This window comes from Bacillus sp. Bvel1 (genome assembly GCF_014872755.1).
GTDB classification, from domain to species: domain Bacteria; phylum Bacillota; class Bacilli; order Bacillales; family Bacillaceae; genus Bacillus; species Bacillus velezensis.
Genome location: NZ_JAAOBZ010000008.1, coordinates 591894 through 617863, shown reverse-complemented (window position 1 = coordinate 617863; position 25970 = coordinate 591894). Strand labels below are relative to the sequence as shown.

At 47.4% G+C, this 25970-nt stretch carries 28 protein-coding genes and 1 pseudogene; 24 read left to right on the top strand and 5 right to left on the bottom strand.

The annotated features are described in order from the left end of the window. Nucleotides 1-4: 4 nt before the first annotated feature. The gene (cls, locus tag HAP68_RS17470; protein WP_003151091.1) at nucleotides 5-1204 is read right to left on the bottom strand and encodes a cardiolipin synthase; all 1200 of its coding nucleotides are present in this window, start codon (nucleotides 1202-1204) and stop codon (nucleotides 5-7) included. Between the two features lie 138 nt (nucleotides 1205-1342). Between cls and HAP68_RS17465 the strand changes: the two genes are divergently transcribed. From HAP68_RS17465 to pyrG, 3 genes are all read left to right on the top strand, one after another. Beyond that, nucleotides 1343-3451, top strand: a complete 2109-nt coding sequence (locus HAP68_RS17465; RefSeq protein ID WP_024085914.1) for a (Fe-S)-binding protein — start codon at nucleotides 1343-1345, stop codon at nucleotides 3449-3451. Nucleotides 3452-3678: 227 nt separating this feature from the next. Then, nucleotides 3679-4206, top strand: coding sequence for a DNA-directed RNA polymerase subunit delta (gene rpoE / locus HAP68_RS17460; protein WP_015387570.1), 528 nt, complete (start codon nucleotides 3679-3681; stop codon nucleotides 4204-4206). Between the two features lie 240 nt (nucleotides 4207-4446). Then, a complete protein-coding gene (gene pyrG / locus HAP68_RS17455) occupies nucleotides 4447-6054 on the top strand; it encodes a glutamine hydrolyzing CTP synthase (RefSeq protein ID WP_003151098.1) in 1608 nt (535 codons plus the stop codon). A gap of 47 nt (nucleotides 6055-6101) precedes the next feature. Here the strand turns inward: pyrG and HAP68_RS17450 are convergent, their stop codons facing one another. Further along, entirely contained in the window at nucleotides 6102-6623 is a 522-nt protein-coding gene (locus HAP68_RS17450) for a DUF2529 domain-containing protein (protein WP_003151099.1), read from the bottom strand. 164 nt (nucleotides 6624-6787) lie between these two features. Between HAP68_RS17450 and spo0F the strand changes: the two genes are divergently transcribed. From spo0F to HAP68_RS17400, 11 genes and pseudogenes are all read left to right on the top strand, one after another. Continuing rightward, nucleotides 6788-7162, top strand: a complete 375-nt coding sequence (gene spo0F, locus HAP68_RS17445; RefSeq protein WP_192580583.1) for a sporulation initiation phosphotransferase Spo0F — start codon at nucleotides 6788-6790, stop codon at nucleotides 7160-7162. A 175-nt stretch (nucleotides 7163-7337) separates the two neighbouring features. Next, a complete protein-coding gene (locus HAP68_RS17440; protein ID WP_003151102.1) occupies nucleotides 7338-8195 on the top strand; it encodes a class II fructose-bisphosphate aldolase in 858 nt (285 codons plus the stop codon). 118 nt (nucleotides 8196-8313) lie between these two features. Further along, nucleotides 8314-8952 (top strand): fructose-6-phosphate aldolase, encoded by a 639-nt coding sequence (fsa, locus tag HAP68_RS17435; RefSeq protein WP_003151103.1) that lies wholly within the window; start codon nucleotides 8314-8316, stop codon nucleotides 8950-8952. A gap of 310 nt (nucleotides 8953-9262) precedes the next feature. Next, on the top strand, nucleotides 9263-10552 hold the full coding sequence (locus HAP68_RS17430; protein ID WP_014306008.1) for a UDP-N-acetylglucosamine 1-carboxyvinyltransferase: 1290 nt from the start codon (nucleotides 9263-9265) through the stop codon (nucleotides 10550-10552). Between the two features lie 33 nt (nucleotides 10553-10585). Then, on the top strand, nucleotides 10586-11551 hold the full coding sequence (gene glpX / locus HAP68_RS17425; protein WP_003151105.1) for a class II fructose-bisphosphatase: 966 nt from the start codon (nucleotides 10586-10588) through the stop codon (nucleotides 11549-11551). Nucleotides 11552-11752: 201 nt separating this feature from the next. Then, a pseudogene (locus HAP68_RS19865) lies at nucleotides 11753-11961 on the top strand (hypothetical protein). Then, nucleotides 11958-13244 (top strand): transcription termination factor Rho, encoded by a 1287-nt coding sequence (gene rho / locus HAP68_RS17420; protein ID WP_003151107.1) that lies wholly within the window; start codon nucleotides 11958-11960, stop codon nucleotides 13242-13244. The pseudogene HAP68_RS19865 and the gene rho overlap by 4 nt, the downstream one beginning before the upstream one ends. A gap of 122 nt (nucleotides 13245-13366) precedes the next feature. After that, nucleotides 13367-13567, top strand: coding sequence for a 50S ribosomal protein L31 (rpmE, locus tag HAP68_RS17415; RefSeq protein WP_003151132.1), 201 nt, complete (start codon nucleotides 13367-13369; stop codon nucleotides 13565-13567). 84 nt (nucleotides 13568-13651) lie between these two features. Further along, nucleotides 13652-14242: a thymidine kinase gene (locus HAP68_RS17410; protein ID WP_024085913.1), complete on the top strand. Its 591-nt coding sequence runs from the start codon at nucleotides 13652-13654 to the stop codon at nucleotides 14240-14242. A gap of 276 nt (nucleotides 14243-14518) precedes the next feature. Then, nucleotides 14519-16216, top strand: coding sequence for an oxaloacetate-decarboxylating malate dehydrogenase (gene malS, locus HAP68_RS17405; RefSeq protein WP_024085912.1), 1698 nt, complete (start codon nucleotides 14519-14521; stop codon nucleotides 16214-16216). 86 nt (nucleotides 16217-16302) lie between these two features. Next, complete coding sequence (locus HAP68_RS17400; RefSeq protein WP_003151136.1) at nucleotides 16303-17259, top strand: AEC family transporter; 957 nt, start codon at nucleotides 16303-16305, stop codon at nucleotides 17257-17259. A gap of 33 nt (nucleotides 17260-17292) precedes the next feature. Here HAP68_RS17400 and racA read toward each other — a convergent pair whose 3' ends face one another. Together racA and gloA2 are read right to left on the bottom strand one after the other, a co-directional pair. Next, a complete protein-coding gene (gene racA / locus HAP68_RS17395; RefSeq protein ID WP_003151137.1) occupies nucleotides 17293-17856 on the bottom strand; it encodes a chromosome-anchoring protein RacA in 564 nt (187 codons plus the stop codon). 110 nt (nucleotides 17857-17966) lie between these two features. Beyond that, a complete protein-coding gene (gene gloA2, locus HAP68_RS17390; protein WP_003151138.1) occupies nucleotides 17967-18350 on the bottom strand; it encodes an SMU1112c/YaeR family gloxylase I-like metalloprotein in 384 nt (127 codons plus the stop codon). A gap of 111 nt (nucleotides 18351-18461) precedes the next feature. On the opposite strand from gloA2, the gene prfA reads away from it, so the two are divergent. The 3 genes from prfA (at nucleotide 18462) to HAP68_RS17375 (ending at nucleotide 20743) form a co-directional block, all read left to right on the top strand. After that, complete coding sequence (gene prfA, locus HAP68_RS17385) at nucleotides 18462-19532, top strand: peptide chain release factor 1 (RefSeq protein ID WP_003151139.1); 1071 nt, start codon at nucleotides 18462-18464, stop codon at nucleotides 19530-19532. A 1-nt stretch (nucleotide 19533) separates the two neighbouring features. Further along, nucleotides 19534-20394, top strand: a complete 861-nt coding sequence (prmC, locus tag HAP68_RS17380) for a peptide chain release factor N(5)-glutamine methyltransferase (protein WP_003151141.1) — start codon at nucleotides 19534-19536, stop codon at nucleotides 20392-20394. A gap of 70 nt (nucleotides 20395-20464) precedes the next feature. Continuing rightward, on the top strand, nucleotides 20465-20743 hold the full coding sequence (locus HAP68_RS17375) for a DUF5316 family protein (protein ID WP_021734081.1): 279 nt from the start codon (nucleotides 20465-20467) through the stop codon (nucleotides 20741-20743). Here the strand turns inward: HAP68_RS17375 and HAP68_RS17370 are convergent. Continuing rightward, nucleotides 20730-21104, bottom strand: a complete 375-nt coding sequence (locus HAP68_RS17370; RefSeq protein ID WP_003151143.1) for a UPF0715 family protein — start codon at nucleotides 21102-21104, stop codon at nucleotides 20730-20732. The genes HAP68_RS17375 and HAP68_RS17370 overlap by 14 nt on opposite strands. Nucleotides 21105-21264: 160 nt before the next feature. Between HAP68_RS17370 and spoIIR the strand changes: the two genes are divergently transcribed. The 7 genes from spoIIR to HAP68_RS17335 all read left to right on the top strand — a co-directional run bounded on the left by spoIIR (nucleotide 21265) and on the right by HAP68_RS17335 (nucleotide 25949). Next, nucleotides 21265-21945 (top strand): stage II sporulation protein R, encoded by a 681-nt coding sequence (gene spoIIR, locus HAP68_RS17365; RefSeq protein ID WP_003151144.1) that lies wholly within the window; start codon nucleotides 21265-21267, stop codon nucleotides 21943-21945. A gap of 70 nt (nucleotides 21946-22015) precedes the next feature. Next, complete coding sequence (locus HAP68_RS17360; protein WP_003151145.1) at nucleotides 22016-22459, top strand: GNAT family N-acetyltransferase; 444 nt, start codon at nucleotides 22016-22018, stop codon at nucleotides 22457-22459. A gap of 156 nt (nucleotides 22460-22615) precedes the next feature. Then, nucleotides 22616-23656 carry an L-threonylcarbamoyladenylate synthase gene (locus HAP68_RS17355; RefSeq protein WP_024085911.1) on the top strand — a complete coding sequence of 347 codons (1041 nt, stop codon included), beginning with the start codon at nucleotides 22616-22618 and terminating at the stop codon, nucleotides 23654-23656. A gap of 67 nt (nucleotides 23657-23723) precedes the next feature. Further along, nucleotides 23724-24281 (top strand): manganese efflux pump MntP, encoded by a 558-nt coding sequence (locus tag HAP68_RS17350; protein WP_003151147.1) that lies wholly within the window; start codon nucleotides 23724-23726, stop codon nucleotides 24279-24281. A gap of 73 nt (nucleotides 24282-24354) precedes the next feature. Then, on the top strand, nucleotides 24355-24810 hold the full coding sequence (locus tag HAP68_RS17345) for a low molecular weight protein arginine phosphatase (RefSeq protein ID WP_003151148.1): 456 nt from the start codon (nucleotides 24355-24357) through the stop codon (nucleotides 24808-24810). A gap of 133 nt (nucleotides 24811-24943) precedes the next feature. Further along, entirely contained in the window at nucleotides 24944-25393 is a 450-nt protein-coding gene (gene rpiB, locus HAP68_RS17340) for a ribose 5-phosphate isomerase B (RefSeq protein WP_003151149.1), read from the top strand. A 13-nt stretch (nucleotides 25394-25406) separates the two neighbouring features. Next, the gene (locus HAP68_RS17335) at nucleotides 25407-25949 is read left to right on the top strand and encodes a TIGR01440 family protein (protein WP_024085910.1); all 543 of its coding nucleotides are present in this window, start codon (nucleotides 25407-25409) and stop codon (nucleotides 25947-25949) included. Nucleotides 25950-25970: the final 21 nt, after the last annotated feature.

Genomic DNA, 25970 nt, shown 5'->3' with positions numbered 1-25970 from the left:
TCCTTTATAAAAAGTAAGATATGGCCTTTCCCAGCCATTCTGCAGGAAGCTGTCTGACGGAGCGCTGTTTCACTTTTTCTAATGTGAGAAGCTCGGATTTTTCGATGTCCTGCTTTATGGTTGAAAGCACTTCCTTTGTAAAGGCCTCATCATGAATGATGACATTTACCTCTTCATTCCAGAACAGGCTCCGTTTATCAAAATTCGGCGTGCCGATAATGCTGATGCGGTCATCTATAATGAAGGCTTTAACATGATAAAAGCCTTGATAATACCGATAGATGAGGCAGCCGGCCTTCAGGAGCTCGGGATAATAGGTAAAAGCTGTTTCCCGAACGAGCGGGTGATCTGATTTCATTGGAACGATCAAGATGACTTTGACGCCTTTTCGGCAGGCTGAAATAAGCGCTTCCTGAAGCTTTTTGCTCGGTACATAATAAGGCGTGCCGATGATGATTTTTTTCTCCGCCTTACGGATGCAGTTTTCATAATGCGATTCAAGCGAAAAACCGTCAGATGCATATGTCCTATGAGAGATATTCCCTTCGGATAATGCCGGATAAACCCCGGGTGATTCGGGTGTTTTTCCGGTGTTTCGTTTCAGGTCGCTTACAAAAAGAGTCTGAAGATCCGCCGTGCCTTCGCCGGTCATCCGCAGGTGATAATCCTCCCAGTTTCCGAACTTCGCTTTTTTGCCGAGGTACTCTTCAGCGATATTAAAGCCGCCGACATAGCCGATTTTGCCGTCAATGACGGTCACTTTCCGGTGATTCCGTTTTTGCAGCCTGAAAAAAAGAAAGGGAAATGCCGGTTTATTTAGAAAATGAACGTGAACGCCGGCTTTTTTCATCGTTTGAATGGAAGGCTTTTTCACTTGGCGGCTGCCCGCCCAATCGAGCAGCAGATATACGGAGACGCCGGCCCGGGCCTTTTCTTTCAATAAATCAAACATCTCATGGCTGACTTGGTCGTTCTTCATAATAAAAAACATCATATGAATAGAAGAGACGGCTTGGCGGATATCAGCCGTCATCTGCTGCACAAGCTCGCTGCCGCAGTGAATGAGTGTGATATCACTTTTTTTGGGGTCAAAAACGGGCTCATACGCCTGTTTTTTGTACGCCGCCCGGCCAAGCAGCATATCAAGCAGCATAAGTGCGATCAATATGATAAAAATGACAAGCAACACAAAAATGACCTTCATACCGACGCTCCTTTCCGAAGTATCCGTAGTGTGCCCTGAGAATGTGAATTTAATTATTGACTGAACACTCATTCATTATTTATGATAAAGTAAAGATATGACAATGAAGAGGGGAATCAGAACAAAGGGGGAGACAAGATGAACGCATTTCTCATGGTAAACGCGCTGCTGTTTTCAGCTGTAACCGCTTACGCCGTTTATTTATTCGTTTACCTGATCAGAACGAGGATCGCTTATATTAAGCTCGGCCAAAGGGAAGAATTTGATAAACGCCTGAAAGAACGTCTTCAGAAGATATGGGTGAATGTGTTCGGACAGAAAAAATTGCTGAAAGATAAAAAGAGCGGAATCATCCACGTTCTGTTTTTTTACGGTTTTATACTCGTTCAGTTCGGCGCAATTGATTTTATTCTGAAAGGGCTGCTTCCTGACCGGCATCTGCCGTTCGGCCCGCTTTATCCGGCATTTACCTTTTTTCAGGAAATCGTCACGTTTCTGATTTTAATCGCCGTAGTCTGGGCGTTTTACCGGCGCTACATTGAAAAGCTCGTCAGATTGAAACGCGGGTTTAAAGCGGGGCTTGTCCTGCTGTTTATCGGCGGACTGATGGTGACGGTGCTGCTCGGGAACGCCATGAACCTTTTATGGCACGATCATTCTCTGTCTTGGACGGAACCGATCGCTTCCTCCATTGCGTTTGTGCTCGGCAGTCTTTCAGCGCCGGCGGCCGCCGCCGTATTTTATGTTTCATGGTGGCTTCATCTGTTGTTTTTGCTCAGCTTTTTAGTGTACGTGCCGCAATCAAAGCATGCGCACTTAATTGCGGGTCCGGCGAATGTGTTCCTCAGCAGGCTGGATTCAAAAGGAAAGCTGGAAAAAATCGATTTTACCGATGAGACGAAAGAAAGCTACGGCGTCGGAAAGATTGAAGACTTCCGCCGCTCTCAGCTTGTCGACCTTTACGCCTGCGTCGAATGCGGCCGCTGTACAAATATGTGTCCGGCCTCCGGTACGGGCAAGATGCTCTCGCCGATGGACCTCATTTTAAAGCTCAGAGACCATTTGACGGAAAAAGGCGCTGCCGTGACATCAAAATCTCCGTGGGTGCCCGCACCCGTTTTTCAGCACACGAAGGCGAATCAGCTCGCCGCGGCTTCCTCAGGGGGAGGATCGCGTGAAGCGGCGGCAGCCATTGATTACAACCCGAGCTTAATCGGCGAGGTCATCACGGAAGAGGAGATTTGGGCGTGCACCACTTGCCGCAACTGTGAAGATCAATGTCCGGTCATGAATGAACACGTTGATAAAATTATCGATCTGCGCCGCTATCTTGTGCTTACGGAAGGGAAGATGGACAGCGACGCGCAGCGGGCCATGACAAGCATTGAAAGACAGGGAAACCCGTGGGGCTTAAACCGGAAAGAGCGGGAGAACTGGCGGGAGCAGGCTGATACAGAGATTCCGACAGTGAAAGAAATGAAAAAACAAGACAAAGAGTTCGACTATTTGTTTTGGGTCGGCTCAATGGGTTCCTACGACAACAGGAGCCAAAAGATTGCCGTCTCATTTGCAAAGCTGCTCAATGAAGCGGGCGTATCCTTTGCGATTCTCGGCAATAAGGAAAAAAACTCAGGCGATACGCCGCGCCGTTTGGGCAACGAGTTTCTGTTCCAAGAGCTGGCGGAACACAACATCGGCGAATTTGAAAAATACGGAATCAAAAAAATCGTCACAATTGATCCGCACGCCTATAATATGTTCAAAAATGAATACCCTGATTTCGGATTCCGGGCCGAAGTCTATCATCATACTGAATTATTAGCCGAGCTTGTGTCACAGGGGAAACTAAAACCGCTTCACCCGGTCAATGAAACGATTACCTTCCATGACTCGTGCTATTTAGGAAGATACAACGAAGTGTATGAGCCGCCGAGAGCGATCTTAAAAGCCATTCCGGGCGTTCAATTGAAGGAAATGGAGCGCAGCCGCGAAAACGGGATGTGCTGCGGCGCCGGGGGAGGGCTCATGTGGATGGAAGAAGAAACGGGAGCGAGGATCAACACGGCCCGGACTGAGCAGGCGCTTTCTGTCAGTCCGACGGTCATCAGCTCCGGATGTCCTTACTGTCTGACCATGCTCGGTGACGGGACGAAAGCGAAAGAAGCCGAAGACGCGATCGGCACTTATGATGTCAGTGAATTGCTCGCCATGTCTGTATTCGGCGCCGAAAAACAAGAGTCTTTATAGAAAGAAGCGGGCCGCCGGCGCATATGCCGGCGGCTTTGTTTTCGCACATCAGCCGATTTATGAAGGGAAGGCTCTAAAATTTCTTAAATTACGCTGTTTAGGGTAGCATATTCTGTTTTAATTTGTTTATAATGAGAGGTATGGTTTATGAACAAAACAATACAAATTCGTTCTTATTATAGGATAGAAACAGATACATATAAGTAATAGAAAGGGAGTGTCCGACCTTGAGTATCAAACAATATTCTCAGGAACAGCTGAAGCAGATGGCTTTAGTTGAAATCGCTCACGAAATTTTCTCAGAACATAAAAAACCGGTTCCGTTCCAGGAGCTGCTGAATGAAATGATCTCCTTGCTCGGTGTTACGAAAGAGGAACTGGGCGACCGTATCGCCCAATTTTATACAGACCTCAACATTGACGGCCGCTTTATTGCTCTGTCAGATCAGACATGGGGGCTCCGCAGCTGGTATCCGTACGATCAGCTGGACGAAGAAACACAGCCGACTGTAAAAGCGAAAAAGAAAAAAGCGAAAAAAGCCGTTGAGGAAGATCTCGACCTTGATGAATTCGAGGAAGTTGATGAAGATGACATCGATCTCGATGAAATGGAAGAAGATATTGACCTTGACGCAGACAGCTTTGACGACGAAGATATCGATGAAGAAGATGACGACGAGCTTGAGATTGAAGATGAGATGATTGAAGAAGATGAGGAAGATTATGATGATGAGGAAGAGGATCGCAAAGACTGATTTTATATCAGCAAAACGATCTTGACTTTCATTGTCGAACTATGTAGTATGTATTTTGGGCTCTTCAAAAAGAAGAGAATTCATAAGAGTGCTACGCTCCCTTTCAAGAAATTGAAAGGGAGCTTTCTTATTTTCATCTCCCAAATTCTTTTACACATCATTTGTTTTTAGTGAAATGATTTTCTATAAAACGGCACATTTTAAGGAATGTAGCGCAGACCGAAGAGAGGAGCAAACGAAATGACGAAATATATTTTTGTAACCGGGGGAGTTGTATCATCACTCGGAAAAGGAATTGTGGCAGCATCACTTGGCCGCCTTTTGAAAAACAGAGGCATGAGCGTCACCATCCAAAAATTTGACCCTTATATCAACGTTGACCCGGGAACGATGAGCCCGTACCAGCACGGTGAGGTATTCGTTACCGATGACGGCGCTGAGACTGACCTTGACTTAGGGCATTATGAGCGGTTCATTGACATTAATCTGAACAGATTCAGCAACGTGACGACAGGTAAAATCTATTCTGCCGTATTGAAAAAAGAGCGCCGCGGGGACTACCTCGGCGGAACGGTTCAGGTCATTCCGCACATCACAAATGAACTGAAAGACCGTGTGTACCGTGCAGGCAAAGAAACAAACGCAGATGTAGTCATTACTGAGATCGGCGGAACAGTGGGAGACATCGAATCTCTTCCGTTCCTTGAAGCCATCCGTCAAATGAAAAGCGACATCGGCCATGAAAACGTGATGTACATTCACTGTACGCTTGTTCCGTACATCAAAGCGGCGGGCGAGCTGAAAACAAAACCGACGCAGCACAGCGTAAAAGAGCTGAGAAGCCTCGGTATTCAGCCTAATATCATCGTTGTGCGCACGGAAATGCCGATTTCTCAAGATATGAAAGATAAAATTGCGCTCTTCTGCGATATTGACACGAAAGCGGTCATCGAGTGTGAAGATGCGGACAACCTTTACTCCATCCCGCTTAACCTTCAGGAGCAGGGACTCGATAAGCTTGTCTGCGATCATATGAAATTAGAATGCAAAGACCCGGATATGACGGAATGGAAAGACCTTGTCACGAAAGTGAAAAACTTGTCTAAAACCATTACAATCAGCCTTGTCGGTAAATACGTCGAGCTTCAGGACGCTTACATTTCAGTCGTTGAATCACTGCGCCACGCGGGCTATGCGTTTGACGCTGATGTGAAGATCAAATGGATTAACGCCGAAGAAGTGACAGAAAGCAATATTCAAGAGCTGACTGGCGGCACAGACGGAATCATCGTGCCCGGCGGTTTCGGGGACCGCGGCGTAGAAGGGAAAATCATCGCCGCCAAGTATGCGCGTGAGAATAAAATTCCGTTCTTCGGCATCTGCCTCGGTATGCAGATTGCATCCATTGAATATGCGCGAAACGTATTAGGTCTGGAAGGGGCTCACTCTGCGGAGATCGATCCGTCCACTCCTTATCCGATCATCGACCTTCTGCCAGAACAAAAAGATGTCGAGGATCTTGGAGGAACGCTTCGTCTCGGACTGTACCCTTGTAAGCTTCAGGAAGACACGAAAGCCTTCGAAGCGTATGCGGATGAAGTGGTATACGAACGCCACCGCCACCGTTATGAATTCAACAACGAATACAGACAGCAAATGGAAGAGAACGGTTTTGTGTTCTCAGGAACAAGCCCTGACGGCCGTCTTGTGGAAATCATCGAGCTGAAAGACCATCCTTGGTATGTCGCTTGCCAGTTCCACCCTGAGTTCAAATCAAGACCGACAAGACCTCAGCCTTTATTCAAAGACTTTATCGGCGCTTCCGTACAAGCTGCAGAACAGAAGTAATAAAAAAAGACTTGCCTCCTTTAAAAGCGGCAAGTCTTTTTTCTGCATCAGGCATATTCCTGCATCATTTCCTTTAACGTAAAGGACAGCGCGTGATAGACATACAGGCCTGTCATTAATGAAGGAAAGCCGTATCTTGTCCCGTCTTCATCGGGCAGAAGCGGCATTTTTAATTTGCTGTCAATATGAACATCACAAAATTCCTCAATCCCGGTTTGATCTTTGATGACAGGAGATACGCAAACGAGGCCGACCCCTTTTTCATAAAGCTTTTGAGCCAGCGCCTGTTCTTCAGCCGTGCCCGGACCTGAACAAAACATCAGCACCCTGTCGCTTTCTGTAATCGAATCAGCTGTATCCGGAAACGCTTTGACAGAAGGCATCGGTTCTGAGCCGAGCTCCGCCTCGCACAAAATGCCCTGCATCTCATTTGCGCCGTATAAATAAATGGTATGACCGCTGACGGCTGCCTGCGCCAGCAGGCGCGCGCCGTCTTCTATTGCTTCGGACTCCTTATCCTGAATGCGGGAAAAAATGCCTGCAAGCTGCGTCGTAAATATCTTTAACATGAGTGAAACCTCCTTTACACATACAAGAACAGTATACAACAAAAGAGAAAATGCTCAGAAAATGTCGGAAAGTAGACTATTATAATTAAAGGAAATGTGAAAATCAAACAGAATACATAAACAACTGCTTCCTTTTGACGAAAATGATAATATTGGGGTGTAAAATGATGAATGAAAAGATTTTAATCGTAGATGACCAATACGGTATACGCATATTGCTCAATGAAGTGTTCCATAAAGAAGGGTACCAGACGTTACAGGCCGCCAACGGCATACAGGCGCTGGACATCGTAACGAAAGAACGGCCCGATCTCGTGCTTTTAGATATGAAAATCCCCGGCATGGACGGAATCGAAATTCTCAAGCGCATGAAGATGATCGACGAATCCATCCGCGTCATTATCATGACCGCTTACGGAGAACTCGATATGATTAAGGAATCAAAAGAGCTCGGAGCGCTGACTCATTTTGCGAAACCTTTTGACATTGATGAGATCAGAGACGCGGTTAAAAAATATTTACCTCTAAAATCGAATTAATAAAATTAGAAACAATTATGTCATTGTGTTGCCGATTTGTCGAAAAGTTGGTATCCTAGAGATGGAGAAAAAGCGATCTGTTGTTTTACATATGACAGGTTTTTATGGTCATGCTATAGGTGGAAAGCTTTTTTCGAGAAGAAGCAAATCAGGCTACATAAGGAGGACTTTCGACATGCCTTTAGTTTCAATGACGGAAATGTTGAATACAGCTAAAGAAAAAGGATATGCTGTTGGACAATTTAACTTAAATAACCTTGAGTTCACTCAAGCTATTTTACAAGCAGCAGAAGAGGAAAAATCCCCGGTTATTCTTGGTGTTTCAGAAGGCGCGGGACGCTACATGGGCGGCTTCAAAACAGTGGTTGCCATGGTTAAAGCTCTTATGGAAGAATACAAAGTGACAGTTCCTGTCGCGATTCACTTAGACCACGGTTCAAGCTTTGAATCTTGTGCGAAAGCGATTCATGCAGGTTTCACTTCTGTAATGATCGACGCATCTCACCATCCGTTTGAGGAAAACGTAGCAACTACAGCTAAAGTGGTTGAGCTTGCTCATTTCCACGGCGTTTCAGTTGAAGCAGAGCTTGGAACTGTAGGCGGACAGGAAGATGACGTGATCGCTGAAGGCGTAATCTATGCTGACCCTAAAGAGTGTCAAGAACTTGTAGAGCGCACTGGCATCGACTGCCTTGCACCTGCACTGGGTTCTGTTCACGGCCCTTACAAAGGCGAACCGAACCTCGGTTTCAAAGAAATGGAAGATATCGGCAAATCAACCGGCCTTCCGTTAGTACTTCACGGCGGTACAGGAATTCCGACTGCCGACATTAAAAAATCAATCTCACTTGGTACGGCTAAAATCAACGTAAACACTGAAAACCAAATTTCTTCTGCAAAAGCTGTCCGCGAAACATTGGCAGCTAAGCCGAACGAATACGATCCTCGTAAATATCTTGGACCTGCTCGTGAAGCGATCAAAGAAACGGTTATCGGCAAAATGCGTGAGTTCGGTTCTTCAAACCAAGCTTAATCCAATGTAACATCCATAAACCGCCTGACAGCATTGACAGGCGGTTTTATGTCTTACCTTTAGAAAGCGCAATCATGTTTTACAGTTCTGAAAATTTATTACTGGGGAGGCTTTCCTTATGTTATTTTTCATTGATACAGCAAACATTGACGAGATTAAAGAAGCTTATGAACTTGGCGTTCTTGCCGGAGTTACGACAAACCCTAGTTTAGTGGCGAAAGAAGCTGACGTGTCTTTCCATGACAGACTTCGTGAAATTACGGAAGTCGTGAGCGGATCAGTAAGCGCGGAAGTCATTTCCCTGAATGCTGAAGAAATGATTGAAGAAGGTAAAGAACTTGCGAAAATCGCGCCGAATATTACGGTGAAAATCCCGATGACGTCTGAAGGGTTAAAAGCCGTAAAAGCGCTGAGCGACCTGAACATTAAAACAAACGTAACGCTCATTTTCAGCGCCAACCAGGCGCTTTTGGCGGCAAGAGCCGGGGCGACTTATGTATCTCCGTTCTTAGGCCGTCTGGATGACATCGGCCATAACGGTCTTGAACTGATTTCAGAAATAAGACAGATTTTTGACATTCATGACATTGATACTCAAATCATCGCAGCTTCCATCCGTCATGCGCAGCACGTGACTGAAGCCGCTTTACGCGGTGCGCATATCGGTACGATGCCGCTGAAAGTCATTCACCAGCTGACGAAACATCCGTTAACGGATAAAGGCATCGAGCAATTCTTGGCTGACTGGAATAAATAAGGGGCGAAAAGGGCGGCAAACCGGTTGCATCCGTTTGCCGCACCCTTATGTTTTCCTGTTTGGCAGCGGGCCTTCAGTATCAAAGTGAAGAGTGTGTTTCCCCGGAATATGAACCCGGCGGGCCTCTGTGCATCCTGTGTTAAAAATGCCCCGCAAAGCTTCGCTATTTTCTTCCTGTTATTTTATAATGTCCTTGTATTCTTTCTCTTCGAATTGGCTACATTTTGGACAAGAGCTTTATTTGCAGAGACAGAATAAAATGCCATTTTATTTACGCTCCGCAGCTATCTTCTTATGGAAGGAGACTATCATGGAAAAGTTGAATATTGCCGGCGGCGATCCGTTAAACGGAACCGTACATATCAGCGGTGCGAAAAACAGCGCCGTCGCATTGATACCCGCAACCATTCTGGCAAATTCCGAAGTAACGATCGAAGGGCTTCCGGAGATCTCAGATATTGAAACGCTGCGTGACCTGCTGAAAGAAATCGGCGGAAACGTCCATTTTGAAAAAGGAGAAATGGTCGTTGACCCTTCCCCGATGATCAGCATGCCGCTTCCCAACGGCAAAGTGAAAAAACTCCGCGCTTCCTATTACTTAATGGGCGCGATGCTCGGCCGCTTCAAACAGGCGGTCATCGGACTGCCGGGCGGATGCCATCTCGGTCCGCGGCCGATTGACCAGCATATCAAAGGGTTTGAGGCGCTTGGAGCGGAAGTCACCAATGAACAAGGCGCGATTTATCTGCGCGCCGAAAGGCTGAGAGGCGCACGGATTTATTTAGATGTCGTCAGCGTCGGAGCGACGATTAATATCATGCTTGCCGCTGTACTGGCTGAAGGTAAAACCGTGATAGAAAACGCCGCCAAGGAACCTGAGATTATTGATGTTGCCACATTGCTCACCAGCATGGGCGCAAAGATCAAAGGTGCGGGAACCAATGTAATCAGAATCGACGGCGTAAAAGAGCTGCACGGATGCAGGCATACGATCATTCCGGACAGAATTGAGGCGGGCACCTTTATGATCGCCGGCGCCGCGATGGGGAAAGAAGTCATTATTGATAATGTTATACCGACTCACTTGGAGTCTTTAACGGCGAAGCTCAGGGAAATGGGTTTTTACATTGAGACGAGTGACGATCAGCTTCTTATGCTCGGCGGGCAGAAGCAGATAAAACCGGTCGACGTGAAAACGCTTGTTTACCCGGGATTCCCGACTGATCTTCAGCAGCCGATGACATCTCTGTTAACGAGAGCCAGCGGCACGAGCGTCGTAACCGACACCATCTACTCGGCCCGATTTAAACATATTGATGAGCTGAGACGGATGGGGGCCAATATGAAAGTGGAAGGCAGGTCGGCCATTATCACCGGTCCGGCCGAGCTTCAGGGCGCAAAAGTAAAGGCGAGCGATCTGCGTGCAGGCGCTTGTCTGGTCGTCGCCGGGCTCATGGCTGACGGCGTAACCGAAATTACCGGTCTTGAGCATTTAGACCGCGGCTACAGCAATCTTGAGAAAAAACTCGAAGGTCTGGGCGCCACAATCTGGCGGCAAAGGCTGACGGACGAAGAGATAGAACAGCTCCAAAATTCATAGAAATGCGGACTTTTGAGAGGAGATCGTGTTGAAATGGAAAGAAGCTTATCGATGGAATTGGTTCGAGTCACTGAAGCGGCGGCTTTAGCATCTGCCAGATGGATGGGCCGCGGGAAAAAAGATGAAGCTGATGATGCGGCGACAAGCGCAATGCGTGACGTGTTTGACACGGTGCCGATGAAAGGCACGGTCGTGATCGGGGAAGGCGAGATGGATGAAGCGCCGATGCTTTACATCGGCGAAAAGCTTGGAAACGGATACGGCCCGCGCGTCGATGTCGCCGTCGATCCTCTTGAAGGCACAAACATCGTAGCGAGCGGCGGCTGGAATGCGCTGACGGTGATCGCGGTCGCCGACCATGGAACATTGCTGAACGCCCCGGATATGTATATGGAAAAAATCGCGGTCGGTCCCGAAGCGGTAGGCTGCATCGATATCGAAGCGCCTGTCATTGATAACTTAAAAGCCGTTGCGAAAGCGAAAAACAAAGACATTGAAGATGTCGTGGCAACCATTTTAAATCGTGACAGACACGAAAAAATCATCTCTGAATTGCGTGAGGCGGGCGCCAGAATCAAACTGATCAACGACGGCGATGTCGCGGGCGCCATCAATACGGCCTTTGACCATACGGGAGTAGACATTCTCTTCGGTTCAGGCGGGGCTCCTGAAGGCGTGCTGTCTGCCGTTGCGTTAAAAGCGCTCGGCGGCGAAATCATCGGCAGGCTTCTGCCGCAAAGTGCGGAAGAGCAGGCCCGCTGTGAGCGAATGGGCCTTGATGTATCCAAAGTGCTCCGGATGGAGGACCTTGTGAGAGGGGATGACGCCATTTTTGCCGCAACGGGCGTCACGGACGGAGAGCTGCTGAAAGGCGTTCAGTTCAAAGGCTCCGTCGGCACGACTGAAAGCCTGGTCATCCGGGCGAAATCAGGAACGGTCCGATTCGTTGACGGAAGACACAGCCTGAAGAAAAAACCAAATCTTGTGATCCGGCCATAAATAGAGAAAAGCGGGACGGAAAGTCCCGCTTTTCTTTTGCAAAAAAGAGTCAACCCTATCATTTATATGTCAAAGCATTATTTAAGTTGAATAATTTTTTGAAATGAGGTAAAAATAAAGAGTGCTGCGATTTTTCTGTGTCATTCCTTCTTTTGAGTACTGGGAAATTTTCAAATTCTACCGCATACAGACGATATAAATATTGATCTTCTCAAGTTTTTGTCCTCGCTTCCTTCAAAACTCATTAAGACATTCCTTTTTTAAAAAAGCGCCGATCATGGGTGGAAGTGTTACCGATAGAAGTTCCTGAACGTTTTATAAAAGAATGTGCTTTGGCGGAATCATGCGAAGCAGCCGATTTGAATGAAAACAGCAATACATTGACTATGAAAAGCGTGGTGTTTTTATGAAAGACGTATCTATTTCCTCTTTGGAAAATATGAAATTAAAAGAACTATATGAACTGGCCAGACATTATAAAATCTCCTACTACAGCAAACTGACTAAAAAAGAATTAATCTTTGCCATCCTGAAAGCCAACGCCGAGCAGGAGGATCTTCTGTTTATGGAAGGCGTGCTCGAAATCATCCAATCGGAAGGATTCGGCTTCCTCAGACCGATTAATTACTCGCCAAGCTCAGAAGACATCTACATTTCTGCTTCCCAGATCCGCCGCTTTGATTTAAGAAACGGTGACAAAGTATCCGGCAAGGTGCGTCCGCCGAAAGAAAACGAACGCTATTACGGACTTTTGCACGTTGAAGCGGTAAATGGAGACGATCCGGAATCTGCGAAAGAGCGCGTTCATTTTCCTGCGCTGACTCCGCTTTATCCGGACCGCCAAATGGTGCTTGAGACGAAACCGAATTATCTCTCAACAAGAATTCTCGATATGATGGCTCCCGTCGGTTTCGGCCAGCGCGGTCTGATCGTGGCGCCGCCGAAAGCCGGTAAAACCATGCTGTTAAAAGAAATCGCTAACAGCATTACGACAAATCAGCCTGACGCTGAATTGATCGTTCTCTTAATTGATGAAAGACCGGAAGAAGTAACGGATATTGAACGTTCCGTAGCGGGCGATGTCGTCAGCTCGACGTTCGATGAAGTGCCGGAAAATCACATTAAGGTAGCGGAGCTTGTGCTTGAACGGGCGATGCGTCTCGTTGAACACAAAAAAGACGTTATCATTCTGATGGACAGCATTACCCGCCTGGCACGGGCCTACAACCTCGTTATCCCGCCAAGCGGACGTACGCTTTCCGGCGGGATTGACCCGGCTGCGTTCCATCGTCCGAAGCGCTTTTTCGGTGCCGCGAGAAACATTGAAGAGGGCGGCAGCCTGACCATTTTGGCGACGGCGCTCGTAGACACGGGCTCCCGGATGGATGACGTCATCTATGAAGAGTTTAAAGGAACGGGCAACATGGAGCTTCACCTTGACCGTTCTCTTGCGGAAAGACGGATTTTCCCGGCGATCGATATCCGCCGCTCCGGCACGCGGAAGGAAGAGCTGCTCGTGCCGAAAGAGCATCTTGACCGTCTATGGGCGATCCGCAAATCGATGTCTGATTCTCCGGACTTCGCAGAGAAGTTTATGAGAAAAATGAAAAAAACAAAAACGAATCAGGAATTCTTCGATCTGATCAACCAAGAATGGAAGCAGGCAAACCTTTCATCATCAGCCCGCCGCTGATAAAAAATGTATTTGCAAATGCAGTAAATGACTGATATAATTCTCTCATATGCGTTCCGGATTCGCTCCGGAATAATAACTCTGTTTCCACACGGGATTCAGGGCGGAAGGAGATGGATACAATGAAAGCAGGAATTCATCCTAATTTCAAAAAAGCAACAGTTAAATGCGCTTGCGGAAATGAATTTGAAACAGGCTCAGTAAAAGAAGAGGTACGCGTTGAGATTTGCTCTGAATGCCACCCATTCTACACTGGACGTCAAAAATTCGCTTCTGCTGATGGTCGTGTTGATCGCTTTAACAAAAAATACGGTCTTAAGTAATAATAGATTTTACAGGCAGGCAAGAATTGCTTCTTGCCTGTTTTTTATGTCCATAAACAGGAAAAAAAGGGGAGCGGATAGCCTATGTACATAATGAAGCAAAGCGGATGGCTTGAGCTGATATGCGGCAGCATGTTCTCTGGGAAATCAGAAGAGCTGATCCGCAGAGTGAAAAGAGCGACATATGCGAAGCAGGAGGTCAAGGTGTTCAAACCTGCCATTGATAATCGCTACAGTGAGGAGGCTGTCGTTTCTCACAACGGCACATCCATCACAAGCCACGTCATCTCGTCTTCGGCTGAAATATGGGATCATATCAGTGAAAACACGGACGTCATCGCGGTAGATGAAGTGCAGTTTTTCGGCGAATCGATCATCGGCGACTTATCCTTGCTTGCGGATAAAGGCTATCGTGTCATCGCGGCCGGACTTGATATGGATTTCCGGGGAGAGCCGTTCGGTGTGGTGCCGAATCTGATGGCGGTTGCCGAATCAGTGACGAAGCTGCAGGCGGTCTGCTCCGTTTGCGGGTCGCCGGCAAGCCGTACGCAGCGTTTGATTGACGGGAAGCCCGCTTCCTATGATGATCCGGTCATTTTAGTCGGCGCGTCGGAGTCATACGAAGCGAGATGCAGACATCACCACGAAGTGCCGAAAAAACAGACTGATAAATAACCCTTTTCATGAAAACATCGGTAAAAAATCCGGTGTTTTTTTGACGGTTTTTCAAAAATTGTAGTTAATTAACTTAAAAAAGAGTATGAAAAAATTAAGTAATTTTCATCTCTTGAATTTTCATTTTTACAGGCATAAAATGACTAAGTAATGTAAATAGTTATGAGACATTGTTCGAATAATTGTCAAAAAAAGATATAGCAGATCGCGATCACACTAGCCAAAATGGGTAATTACTTAACTTTGTTAACTATTTGAAGAAAGAAGGAGATTTTCTTGAATAATATTAAAGTAACGAAGGAAGGCAACTTAGAAACTACTTTAAGAGGAAAAGAAGTTCTATCTATCCCTACTTTAAATAAAGGTGTTGCGTTTTCAGCAGAAGAAAGAAAAAGCCTTGGATTAGACGGGCTGCTTCCTCCGACCATTCTGTCTCTTGATGAGCAGGCAAAACGCGCATACGAGCAGTTTCAAGCTCAGCCGGACCGCCTTCGCCAAAACGTGTATTTGAATGATTTGCAAAACCGTAACGAAGTTCTTTTCTTTAAATTGCTTCAAAACCATCTTCGTGAAATGCTGCCGGTTGTTTACACACCGACTGTCGGTGAAGCGATTCAAGAATACAGCCATGAGTACAGAAGACCTCAAGGGATTTACCTTTCTATCGACAATGTAGAAGGAATCGAAGAGGCATTTGAAAACCTTCATGCCACTGCCGGAGATATTGATCTGATCGTTGCGACAGACTCAGAAAGCATCCTCGGAATCGGAGACTGGGGTGTAGGCGGTATCAACATCGCCATCGGTAAATTAGCCGTATACACAGCTGCTGCCGGTATTGACCCAAGCCGTGTTATTCCTGTCGTTCTTGACGTCGGTACGAACAACGAAAAACTTCTGAACGATCCTTTATACATCGGTAACCGCCATGAACGTATCCAAGGCGAACGTTATGAAGCTTTCATTGACGCTTATGTAAAAGCTGCGCTTAAATATTTCCCTAAAGCTCTTCTTCACTGGGAAGACCTTGGAAACAAAAACGCGCGCAATATCATGAAGAAATACAATCATGAAATTCTTACATTCAACGATGACATTCAAGGAACAGGCGCGATTACGCTTGCAGGTGTGCTTGCGGCTATGAAGAAAACAGGCGCGTCTATTAAAGACCAGCGTGTGGTTGTCTTCGGTGCGGGATCTGCCGGAATCGGAATCGCTGACCAAATCCGCGACACTATGGTGCTTGCCGGTCTTTCTGAAGAAGAAGCCAACAAAGCGTTCTACACAATGGACTACAGAGGCTTGTTAATTGAAGGTATGGAAAACATTCTTGATTTCCAAGAGCCGTACCTGCGCACAGCTGAAGAAATTAAAGATTGGAAACGCGATGAAAACGGACAAATTCCTTTCATTGAAGTGATCCGTCAAGCGAAACCGACAATCTTAATCGGTACATCAGGCCAAAGCGGCGCGTTCAGTGAAGAAATCGTCAAAGAAATGGCAAAACACGTTGAGCGTCCGGTCATCATGCCGATGTCTAACCCGACACCGCTTGCTGAAGCCGTTCCTAGCGATCTATTCAAATGGACTGACGGCAAAGTGCTTGTGGCGACAGGAAGCCCGTTTGACAATGTAGAGTACAATGGCGTTTCTCATGAAATCGGACAATCTAACAACGCATTCGCGTTCCCTGGACTTGGTCTCGGTTCAATCGTTGTAGAAGCGAAAGTGATTACTCCTGCAATGTTTGCGGCAACTGCTGACGCAATCGCAGAAAGCGTTGATTTTGAAACACCGGGTGCAGGCCTTCTGCCGAGCATGAGCGACTTACAAGAAGTTTCAATTAAAGTTGCGATCGCCGTAGCGGAAACTGCCATTAAAGAAGGCGTGGCAAACCGCATTCCTGAGAATGTAGAACAAGCCGTTCTTGATGCAATGTGGAGACCGCAATATAAACAAGTTATCGCTAAATAATTTTTACGATTAATTTTACAGTCCGAGGGAAAGCTTTTATGTAAAGGCTAAAGTATACGGACATTAAGGATTTGGAGGAGAATATTTTGAGCTTCTTAGATATTTTAATCCTCCTGGCGCCGATCTTTTTCGTGATCGTGCTGGGATGGTTCGCAGGTCGCTTCGGAAGTTATGACGCGAAGTCAGCAAAAGGGGTAAGCACCTTAGTTACGAAGTACGCGCTTCCGGCGCATTTTATCGCAAGTATTTTAACCACTTCAAGAAGTGCGTTTTTATCACAGGTTCCTTTAATGATCGCTTTGATCATTGGGATTGTCGGATTCTTTATCGTCATTCTGTTGGTTTGCAAATTTATCTTCAAGTATGATTTAACGAATTCATCTGTATTTTCTTTAAACTCTGCACAGCCGACATTTGCATTTATGGGTATTCCGGTACTCGGAAGCTTATTCGGAGCAAACGAAGTAGCGATTCCTATCGCCGTTACGGGTATCGTGGTTAACGCCATCCTTGACCCGCTTGCGATCATTATCGCTACAGTCGGTGAGTCATCTAAGAAACAAGACAGCGAAAACGAGAACTTCTGGAAAATGACTGGTAAGTCTATTCTTCACGGTCTTTCCGAACCGCTTGCGGCTGCACCGCTTATCAGTATCATCCTGGTACTCTGCGGTGTAACACTCCCTGGCTTGGGTGAAAAAATGCTTGATCAGCTCGGAAGCACAACATCAGGTGTTGCACTCTTTGCCGTCGGTGTAACTGTCGGTATCCGCAACATCAAGCTCAGTCTGCCGGCTTTCGGTATCGCTTTGTTAAAAGTTGCCGTTCAGCCTGCGCTGATGTACTTGATCGCTCTTGCAGTCGGACTTCCGGCTGACCAGATCACTAAAGCGGTATTGCTCGTCGCATTCCCTGGATCTGCGGTAGCGGCGATGATTGCCACACGTTTCGAAAAACAAGAGGAAGAAACTGCGTCCGCGTTCGTGATCAGTGCGATTTTATCTCTTATCTCACTGCCGATCATCATTGCGCTGACTGCATAGTGAAAAGCTCCCTGTTTCAGGGAGCTTTTTTGATTAGAATTGAAATTTAAAAGGCGAAAATCTCGTTTTTTTTCTGGGTTTCTTATGTTCTGAAGAAGCGGCTGTTTCTGAGAGGGGAGCTGTCTGGGCAAGTTCCTGGATGCGGGAGGCCAATGTCTGCAATTCGGTATTGAGGTCGTCAATTTCCCGTCTGTGCTGAAGAAGCTGATAAGACACCCCTTCATCCGCCTTTTGTTTCAGCTGGCGTTCAAGCTCCTCTATCCTTGAAAGCAGATGGTTCTCATCCTGTTTCTCTTTCGTGAGAATGTCCAGTTTACGCTCCAGCTCTGCCAACCTTTGTTCAGCGCCGCCATTGATTTTCGGACGCTGCAAAATGAAGCCCGTCCGTTTTTTCGGCTGCCGGGGCACTTGAACGTCCAGAAGGGCAGTGCCTTCAGAAATTTGCCGTTTGACCGATTTCAGCACATCAAGATCCTCAGGTGTAAAGGAATAATGTCCGAGCTCATTCCGTTCAGCCGGAAGATTCAGCTGCTTGACCCACCTTTGCACCGTTTTTGCGGAGACGCCGAGCTCTTTCGCGGCCATGTTTGTATTCATGATCACATACCTCCTTTTTGCTAGGTATTCGACCATGAGGCGGCGTTCCCTTCATGTTAGACAAAACAAGAAGGAATTCGCCAAAGAAAGCGGCATTTCTTCAAAAAACGTTACGCTTCATACAATTCAAGCGGAAGCTTGTCGGGATCGAAGAAAAAGGTAAACCGTTTCCCCGTCAGCGGATCGGTTCTGATCGGTTCTGTGCCGACGCCCTTTTCCTTTAACTCCCTGACGGCTGCTTCAAGATCGTTTACGGTGAAGGCGAGATGCCGGAGACCCGCGGCTTCCGGTCTGGTCGGCCGTTCGGGCGGATCGGGAAAGGAAAACAATTCAATCGCATACGCGCCGTCCAGCGCCAGATCGAGTTTATAAGATTCCCGTTCCTTTCGGTATGTTTCTTTTATAATGCCGAAACCGAGTATCTCGGTGTAAAAAGCTTTCGACTTTTCATAATCAGAGCATATGATTGCTATATGGTGGATGGATTTCAGCATATCCGCCCCTCCTTTTTTGCTTCAGTATAACAGAGGCGAATTGCTTTTGACTGGTGATAAGCCCTATACTATAATGAGAATGTTACGCACAGGAAAACAGAGGTGAAGACCGTGTTAGACCGTTTACAGTCAATTGAACAACGATACGAAAAATTAAATGAGCTTTTAAGTGATCCGGAAGTGGTCAACGATCCGAAAAAGCTTAGAGAATATTCGAAAGAGCAATCTGATATACAAGAAACCGTTGAAGTCTATAGACAATACAGAGACGCATCAGAACAGCTTGCCGATGCAAAAGCGATGCTTGAGGAAAAGCTTGATGCCGATATGAGAGAAATGGTGAAGGAAGAAATCTCCGAACTGCAGGGAGAGACGGAAACCTTATCAGAGCGTTTGAAAGTGCTCCTCATCCCGAAAGACCCGAACGATGACAAAAACGTAATTATGGAGATCCGCGGAGCAGCGGGAGGAGAAGAAGCCGCGCTGTTTGCGGGAAATCTCTACAGAATGTACTCCCGTTACGCCGAGATCCAAGGCTGGAAGACTGAAGTCATGGAAGCAAACGTGACCGGAACGGGCGGTTACAAAGAAATCATCTTTATGATTACGGGAAAAGGCGCATACTCCAAGCTGAAGTATGAAAATGGCGCGCACCGCGTACAGCGTGTGCCGGAAACGGAATCAGGCGGCCGTATTCATACATCCACGGCGACGGTGGCGTGTCTTCCTGAAGCGGAAGAAGTAGAAGTGGACATCCACGAAAAAGACATCCGCGTCGATACATTCGCATCAAGCGGACCGGGCGGACAAAGCGTAAATACGACGATGTCGGCCGTACGCCTGACGCATTTACCGACCGGTGTCGTCGTATCCTGTCAGGATGAAAAATCTCAGATTAAAAACAAAGAAAAAGCGATGAAGGTGCTCCGCGCCAGAATCTATGACAAATTCCAGCAGGAAGCTCAGGCTGAATATGATCAGACCCGTAAATCAGCCGTCGGATCAGGCGACCGTTCCGAGCGTATCCGCACATACAATTTCCCGCAAAACCGTGTGACGGATCACCGCATCGGCCTGACGATTCAAAAGCTGGATCAAATCCTGGAAGGCAAGCTTGATGAAGTGGTTGAAGCGTTAATTGTAGAAGACCAGTCAAGCAAGCTCCAGCAGGCGGAAAATTAAGATGAAGACCGTTTTTGAAGCCCTAAGCTGGGCTTCTTCTTATTTAACCGAAGCGGGAAGAGAAAAAAACGCGGCCGAGCTGCTGCTGTTAAATGATACCGGAATGGATCGGAGCAAGCTTCTCGCAAGTCTGCAGGAGCCCGTCGGCGAGGACGAGCTTTACCGATTCAGACGGCATGTGGAAATGCATAAAGAAGGCGTTCCGATTCAATATATTATCGGGAAAGAACAGTTTTACGGCAGGGAATTCTTTGTGAATGACGATGTTCTCATTCCGCGTCCGGAAACGGAAGAAGTCGTCTTTCATCTGCTGGACAGACAGAAGCGGGTGTTTTCTGAGGGAGAACGCCTGAACGTCATTGATATCGGTACGGGGAGCGGAGCCATTGCGGTGACGCTCGCGCTTGAATGCGGACATTTTTCAGTATCGGCTTCGGACATTTCAAAAGAAGCGCTTCAGGTGGCGGAAAGAAATGCGCAAAACCTCGGAGCGGACGTCCGCTTTTTGCAGGGAGATCTGTTAACTCCTTTTATTTCATCAGGAATAAAAGCGGATATTATTGTTTCCAATCCGCCGTATATTTCTGAAGAAGAAATGGCGGATTTGTCGGATATCGTCCGTTTCCATGAGCCGCTTCATGCACTTACGGACGGCGGTGACGGTTTGAAATTCTACAAGCGGTTTATGGAGGAGCTGCCTCTTGTCATGAAAGATAAAGCGCTTGTCGTCTTTGAAATCGGATATAATCAGGGAAAAGCCGTGAAAGACCTGTTCCGTCATTCCTTTCCGAATGCGGAAGTGGAAGTCGTACAGGACATCAACGGAAAAGACAGAACCGTATCCGCGGTCATCACATCATGAAAAAAGCCCGCCGGTGACGCACACGGCGGGCTTTTGTTACAATGGAAAGAAAATGAAAGGGGCATCCGCCTTGAAAAAAGCGTTCGCCTTCGGATGTATACTCGCCGCCGCAGCTTATGCGGCTGGATTTGTCCTGCCGTTTGGCTTTGACATCATTCTCGGCGCCGTTACGGCTGTTCTTATCGTCGCAGCGGTCATCGTTTCCGGGCTGGCCGTAAGCGGAGCGGAGCAGCGGGCCAATTATCATTCTGAAACAGAAGAAGGACGGCGCGCCCGTTTAAAGATGGCCGCCGTTTTCTTTTGCGCCGCTCTCCCTTCAGCCGGCTGTCTGCTGATTACGCTTCTGTAGCCGGATTTTGTCTTTGCAGCAATACGGAATCCCATACCCAATAGACGACGGCTGTTAAAACCGCAAAGATATAAAAGGCTGAATTAGAAAACAGAGATTGGCCTGACGGCTGCAAAAGACCGAAGATGATCCCGTTTGCAATGAACGACACCCCCAAATAATAAAGAAAATACAGCGGATGAAATCTCTTCGGCTTTTTATTCAGAAAGTATTGAAGCGGCAGCGCAAAAATCAAATAAGGAAACAAAAAATAAAACGCCATCGAAATGAAAGCCGCGATAATGAATTGATGAACATACAAAATAGAATAAATGACAGACATACATGCCGCCGACAGCAGCACGGTGTAATTATATTTCATCTGAAAACCTCCTATCAAAATAATATCGTACCATATTTTGAATCTGTCAATGCAGATTATCAGCTTGCTAGATTTTTTTCTTCCCGCCGGTTTAAACCTTTTCCGTCATGTCCATAATGGGACTAGATAAAAAAAGCACGGAGAGGAACGGTGGGGACCGATGAAACAGACAATGATGATCTGCATATATATTTTTCTTTTATTATCAGGAGCGCTTGCGGGTTTGACAAAAGAAGAAACGGCGCGGGCATCAGCCGATGAGCCCGTCGTCATACCGGATGAAGCGATCCGGCTCAGAATTTTGGCCAACAGTGATAACGATGAAGATCAAAAGCTCAAGCGCCAGATCAGAGATGCTGTAAACAAGCAAATCACAGACTGGGTGAAAGATATCACTTCCATTGAAGAAGCGCGGCGGCTCATTCGTTCGAAGCTTCCTGAAATTAAAGAAATCGCCAAACAAACGATGAAAGAAAAGGGTGCGCATCAATCCGTTTCAGTTCAATTCAATAAAATCTCGTTTCCGACAAAGCTGTACGGCAATATGGTCTATCCGGCCGGAAAATATGAAGCCATTTTAATTACACTCGGCAATGGCGAGGGCGCCAACTGGTGGTGCGTCTTGTTTCCGCCGCTGTGCTTCCTTGATTTCTCAAACGGCGAAGCGGTGAAAGATCAGGAAGACGGCGGACAGAAGCAGGAAGAAACGCAGAAACAGACAGAAAAAGTGCTGGATGACGTAAAAGCAAAGGCTGATAAAGCGAAGAAAGAAAATAAAGATGACGATGATACCGAAGTGAAGTTTTTCCTCGTCGATTGGATTTCAGATCTATTTTCCTGAAGCAAAAGGCATAAATCCGGATTCGATTCATAGATTGGAAGAAAGAGTTGATCGAAACGGAGGGAAATATATGTTTTATCAGCTGAGAGTGGCAAGAGATCAAGATACGGAGGCGCTGGAGGCCTTTTTGAAAAAGTCTGATACGGCACATGCGGAAATCGATCAGCAGATCAGCCGGTTTATCGTGCTGGAAGACAGCGAAAAAAAGATTGCCGCCTGTCTCGGGATCGAAAAATTCAGCGGCGGAAAAGGGCTTCTCCGTTCACTCGTCATGTCGGACAGGCTGAATCAAAGCCATATCGTTACACTGTTTCAAAGTATGGATGTGCTGTGCAAAAAACATGAGATTCAAGATGTCTACTTAGTCGCCAATCAGCCCTCATCTGCTGAGTTTCTGAATGTGATGGGATTTGAAGCGTGCGCCGATGCGCCTGATGAACTGTATACGTCCGAACATTTCCGCAACTCGTTATGCACAGAAGGTTCGTTTTTAATGGTGAAAACCTCTGCCTGATCTAACTTATACACAAGGTTATCCACTTATTAAAAAGTGTTGTCCACAGTTTGTGGATAACGCTTGTTTTATTAAAGGACATCTTTTATACTTTCAAAAGGAATACACGAGAGAAAATAAAGTTTTACCGCTTTAAAATAAGGAGTTTGGTTATACATGAAAACAAGAAGATGGTTTGTGGATTGTTCCGCAGAATTATCCACAACCGATCCCCAAATTACACAAGCCGCGGAATTGCTCCGGCAGAATGAGGTTGTGGCTTTTCCGACAGAAACCGTTTACGGACTGGGCGCTAACGCTGAAAATACGGAAGCCGTAACGAAAGTATATGAGGCGAAAGGAAGGCCGAGCGATAACCCGCTGATTGTGCATATATCCCATATCAGCCAGCTTGATCGTTTTATCAGCCATATTCCTGAGACGGCGAAAAAGCTTATGGAGCTATTCTGGCCGGGGGCGCTGACCCTTGTCCTGCCGTGTAAGCCCGGTGTGCTGTCACCCCGTGTCACCGCGGGACTTGAGACGGTAGCGGTCAGAATGCCTGATCATCCGGCAGCATTAGCCCTCATCAGCTCGGCCGGACTGCCGATCGCCGCGCCGAGCGCCAATTTATCAGGAAAACCGAGCCCGACGAAGGCCGAGCATGTAGCTCATGATTTAAACGGCCGTATTGCCGGTATTGTGGACGGCGGCGCGACGGGAATCGGAGTGGAATCAACCGTTCTGTCCTGTACGGGGAAACAGCCCGTGCTGCTTCGTCCGGGCGGCGTGACAAAAGAGCAGATTGAATCCGCCGCCGGTCCGGTTCTTGTGGATAAAGGGCTGACCGAAGAAGATGAGGTTCCTATTTCTCCCGGTATGAAATATACACATTACGCGCCTTCTGCGCCGATGGCTATTGCCGACGGCGGCGCCCGGAGAATTCAAGAACTGGCAGACGCATATAAAAGCCGGGGAAAACGAATCGGCATTTTGACAACAGAAGAGAACGCCGATAGTTACCAGGCTGATTATATCAAGGTCTGCGGCAGACGCGCCGACCTTGAAACAGTGGCGTCCGCCTTATACGATGCGCTCCGCAGCTTTGATGAAGCGGAAGTGGATATGATTATTTCTGAGTCCTTTCCGGATACCGGAGTGGGGCTCGCCGTTATGAACAGGCTGATGAAAGCCGCAGGCGGCACCGTTATCCATTAACTTGTTCTACCCCTAATCGGACATGCATAAGCTAAACAAGCGGGCACGTCCAAGGGGGTTTTTATTCATGTCGAATCTATTCATCGGGGAACTTGTCTCCTTAAGCATCATGGCATTTGCTTTGGGGACGGATGCCTTTTCCGTCGGGCTCGGAATGGGAATGATTCAGCTGAAGAAAAAACAGATTTTTCATATAGGGGTTGTCATCGGGCTGTTTCATGTCATGATGCCGCTTGTGGGAATGGCGGCCGGGCATCTGCTGTCCGGTTTTCTGGGGATGCTCGCCGTTTACATCGGCGGATCTCTTCTTTTCATTTTAGGGGTGCAGATGATGATCGCCGCGTTTAAACAGTCAGACGGGCCGCTCATATCTCCGGCAGGCTCGGGACTGTTGCTGTTTGCGGTCGGTGTCAGTCTGGACAGCTTTTCTGTCGGGCTCAGTCTCGGGATGAACGGCTCCAATCCGTTTCTGGCCGTTACGCTGTTCGGGGTCTTCAGCACCGTTTTAACATGGGCGGGCCTTTTGGCGGGAAGAAAGGTGCAGTCATGGCTCGGCTCCTACAGCGAAGCGCTTGGCGGAGCCATTTTGATCGGATTCGGGCTGAAACTGCTTTTACCGATATAAGATACGTAAAAAAAGAAACGAAGATGCCGTTTCTTTTTTCTTCATTTATAATAGGCAGTAAGAGGTGACGGACATGAAAATAATCTTTGTTTGTACAGGCAATACGTGCCGCAGTCCCATGGCTGAGGCTCTTTTTAAATCCATAGCAGAAACGAAAGGGCTGGATGTCAGCGTAAGCTCGGCCGGCGTATTCGCGTCTCCGCACGGAAAAGCGTCGGCTCATGCCGTAGAAGCGCTGTTTGAAAAACGGATCGCCCTCAATCACAGTTCATCTCCCTTATCGGAAGAACATATCGAGACGGCCGATCTGGTGCTGGCGATGACCGAACAGCATAAACAGCTGATTGAAGGCCGATATCAAAACAGTCAGGGCAAAGTCTTTACCATTAAAGAATACGTAACGGGGGAAAACGGCGATATCTCTGACCCGTTCGGCGGTCCGCTTGATGTTTATAAACAGACGCGGGACGAACTGGAGGAGCTGCTGACCCTTTTGGCTGATCAATTGCTTGACGGGAAAAGCAAGTAATCTGTCAGAAAATCTGCAAACAGGTCATTTGCAAAACGAATGTGAAAGAGTAGAATGAAATCAACGGATTTCGTAATAAAAAGGACAAGCACACTGGGCTGTCTTCGCCCAGCCACACCTAGGAGGTAAATGAATGAAAGTAGCTATTGCGTCAGATCACGGCGGCGTCCATATCCGCGAAGAAATAAAAAGTCTTTTGGATGAATTGCAGATTGAATACATTGATATGGGCTGTGAATGCGGCGCCGGCTCTGTCGATTATTCAGACTACGCTTTTCCGGTAGCGGAAAAAGTGGTGAACGGCGAAGCTGACAGGGGAATTTTAATTTGCGGCACAGGCATCGGCATGAGCATCTCCGCAAATAAGGTAAAGGGCATACGCTGTGCGCTTGCCCATGACACCTTCAGCGCAAAAGCGACGCGTGAACACAATGACACGAATGTTCTTGCGATGGGCGAACGCGTCATCGGCCCGGGCCTGGCGCGCGAAATCGCAAAAGTCTGGCTGACGACTGAATTTACGGGCGGCCGCCACGAACGGCGGATCGGCAAAATCGCAGATTACGAAGAAAAAAATCTGTAAGAGGTGCTGGACAATGGAAGAGATAAAGCAAAAATGGACGGACATGCTGACTGAGTTTCAAGAGCAGGCAGGACTGACGGACGGCAGTCTGCTGGTGGTCGGGTGCAGTACAAGTGAAGCCGCCGGAAGCCGGATCGGCACCGCCGGAAGCGGGGATTGGGCTGAATTGATATACGGCGGACTTAACCGGTTTAAGGAAAAAACGGGTGTGCATCTTGCTTTTCAATGCTGCGAGCATTTAAACAGGGCGCTTGTCATTGAAGCGGAAACGGCCGAGCGGTTCAGGCTCCCCATTGTTTCAGCCGTCCCCGTCCCGAAAGCGGGCGGAGCGATGGCCTCTTATGCATACCGGCAGATGCGTTCTCCAGTGCTCGTTGAATCGATTCAGGCTGACGCCGGGATTGACATTGGTGATACGTTCATCGGCATGCATCTGAAACCCGTTGCCGTCCCTGTCCGGATATCGAGCCGTGAGCTTGGAGAAGCACATGTGACGATGGCCCGGACAAGACCGAAGCTGATAGGCGGAATTCGCGCCGTTTATGAATGCGAATGATGAAAATACTTTTCCTCTATA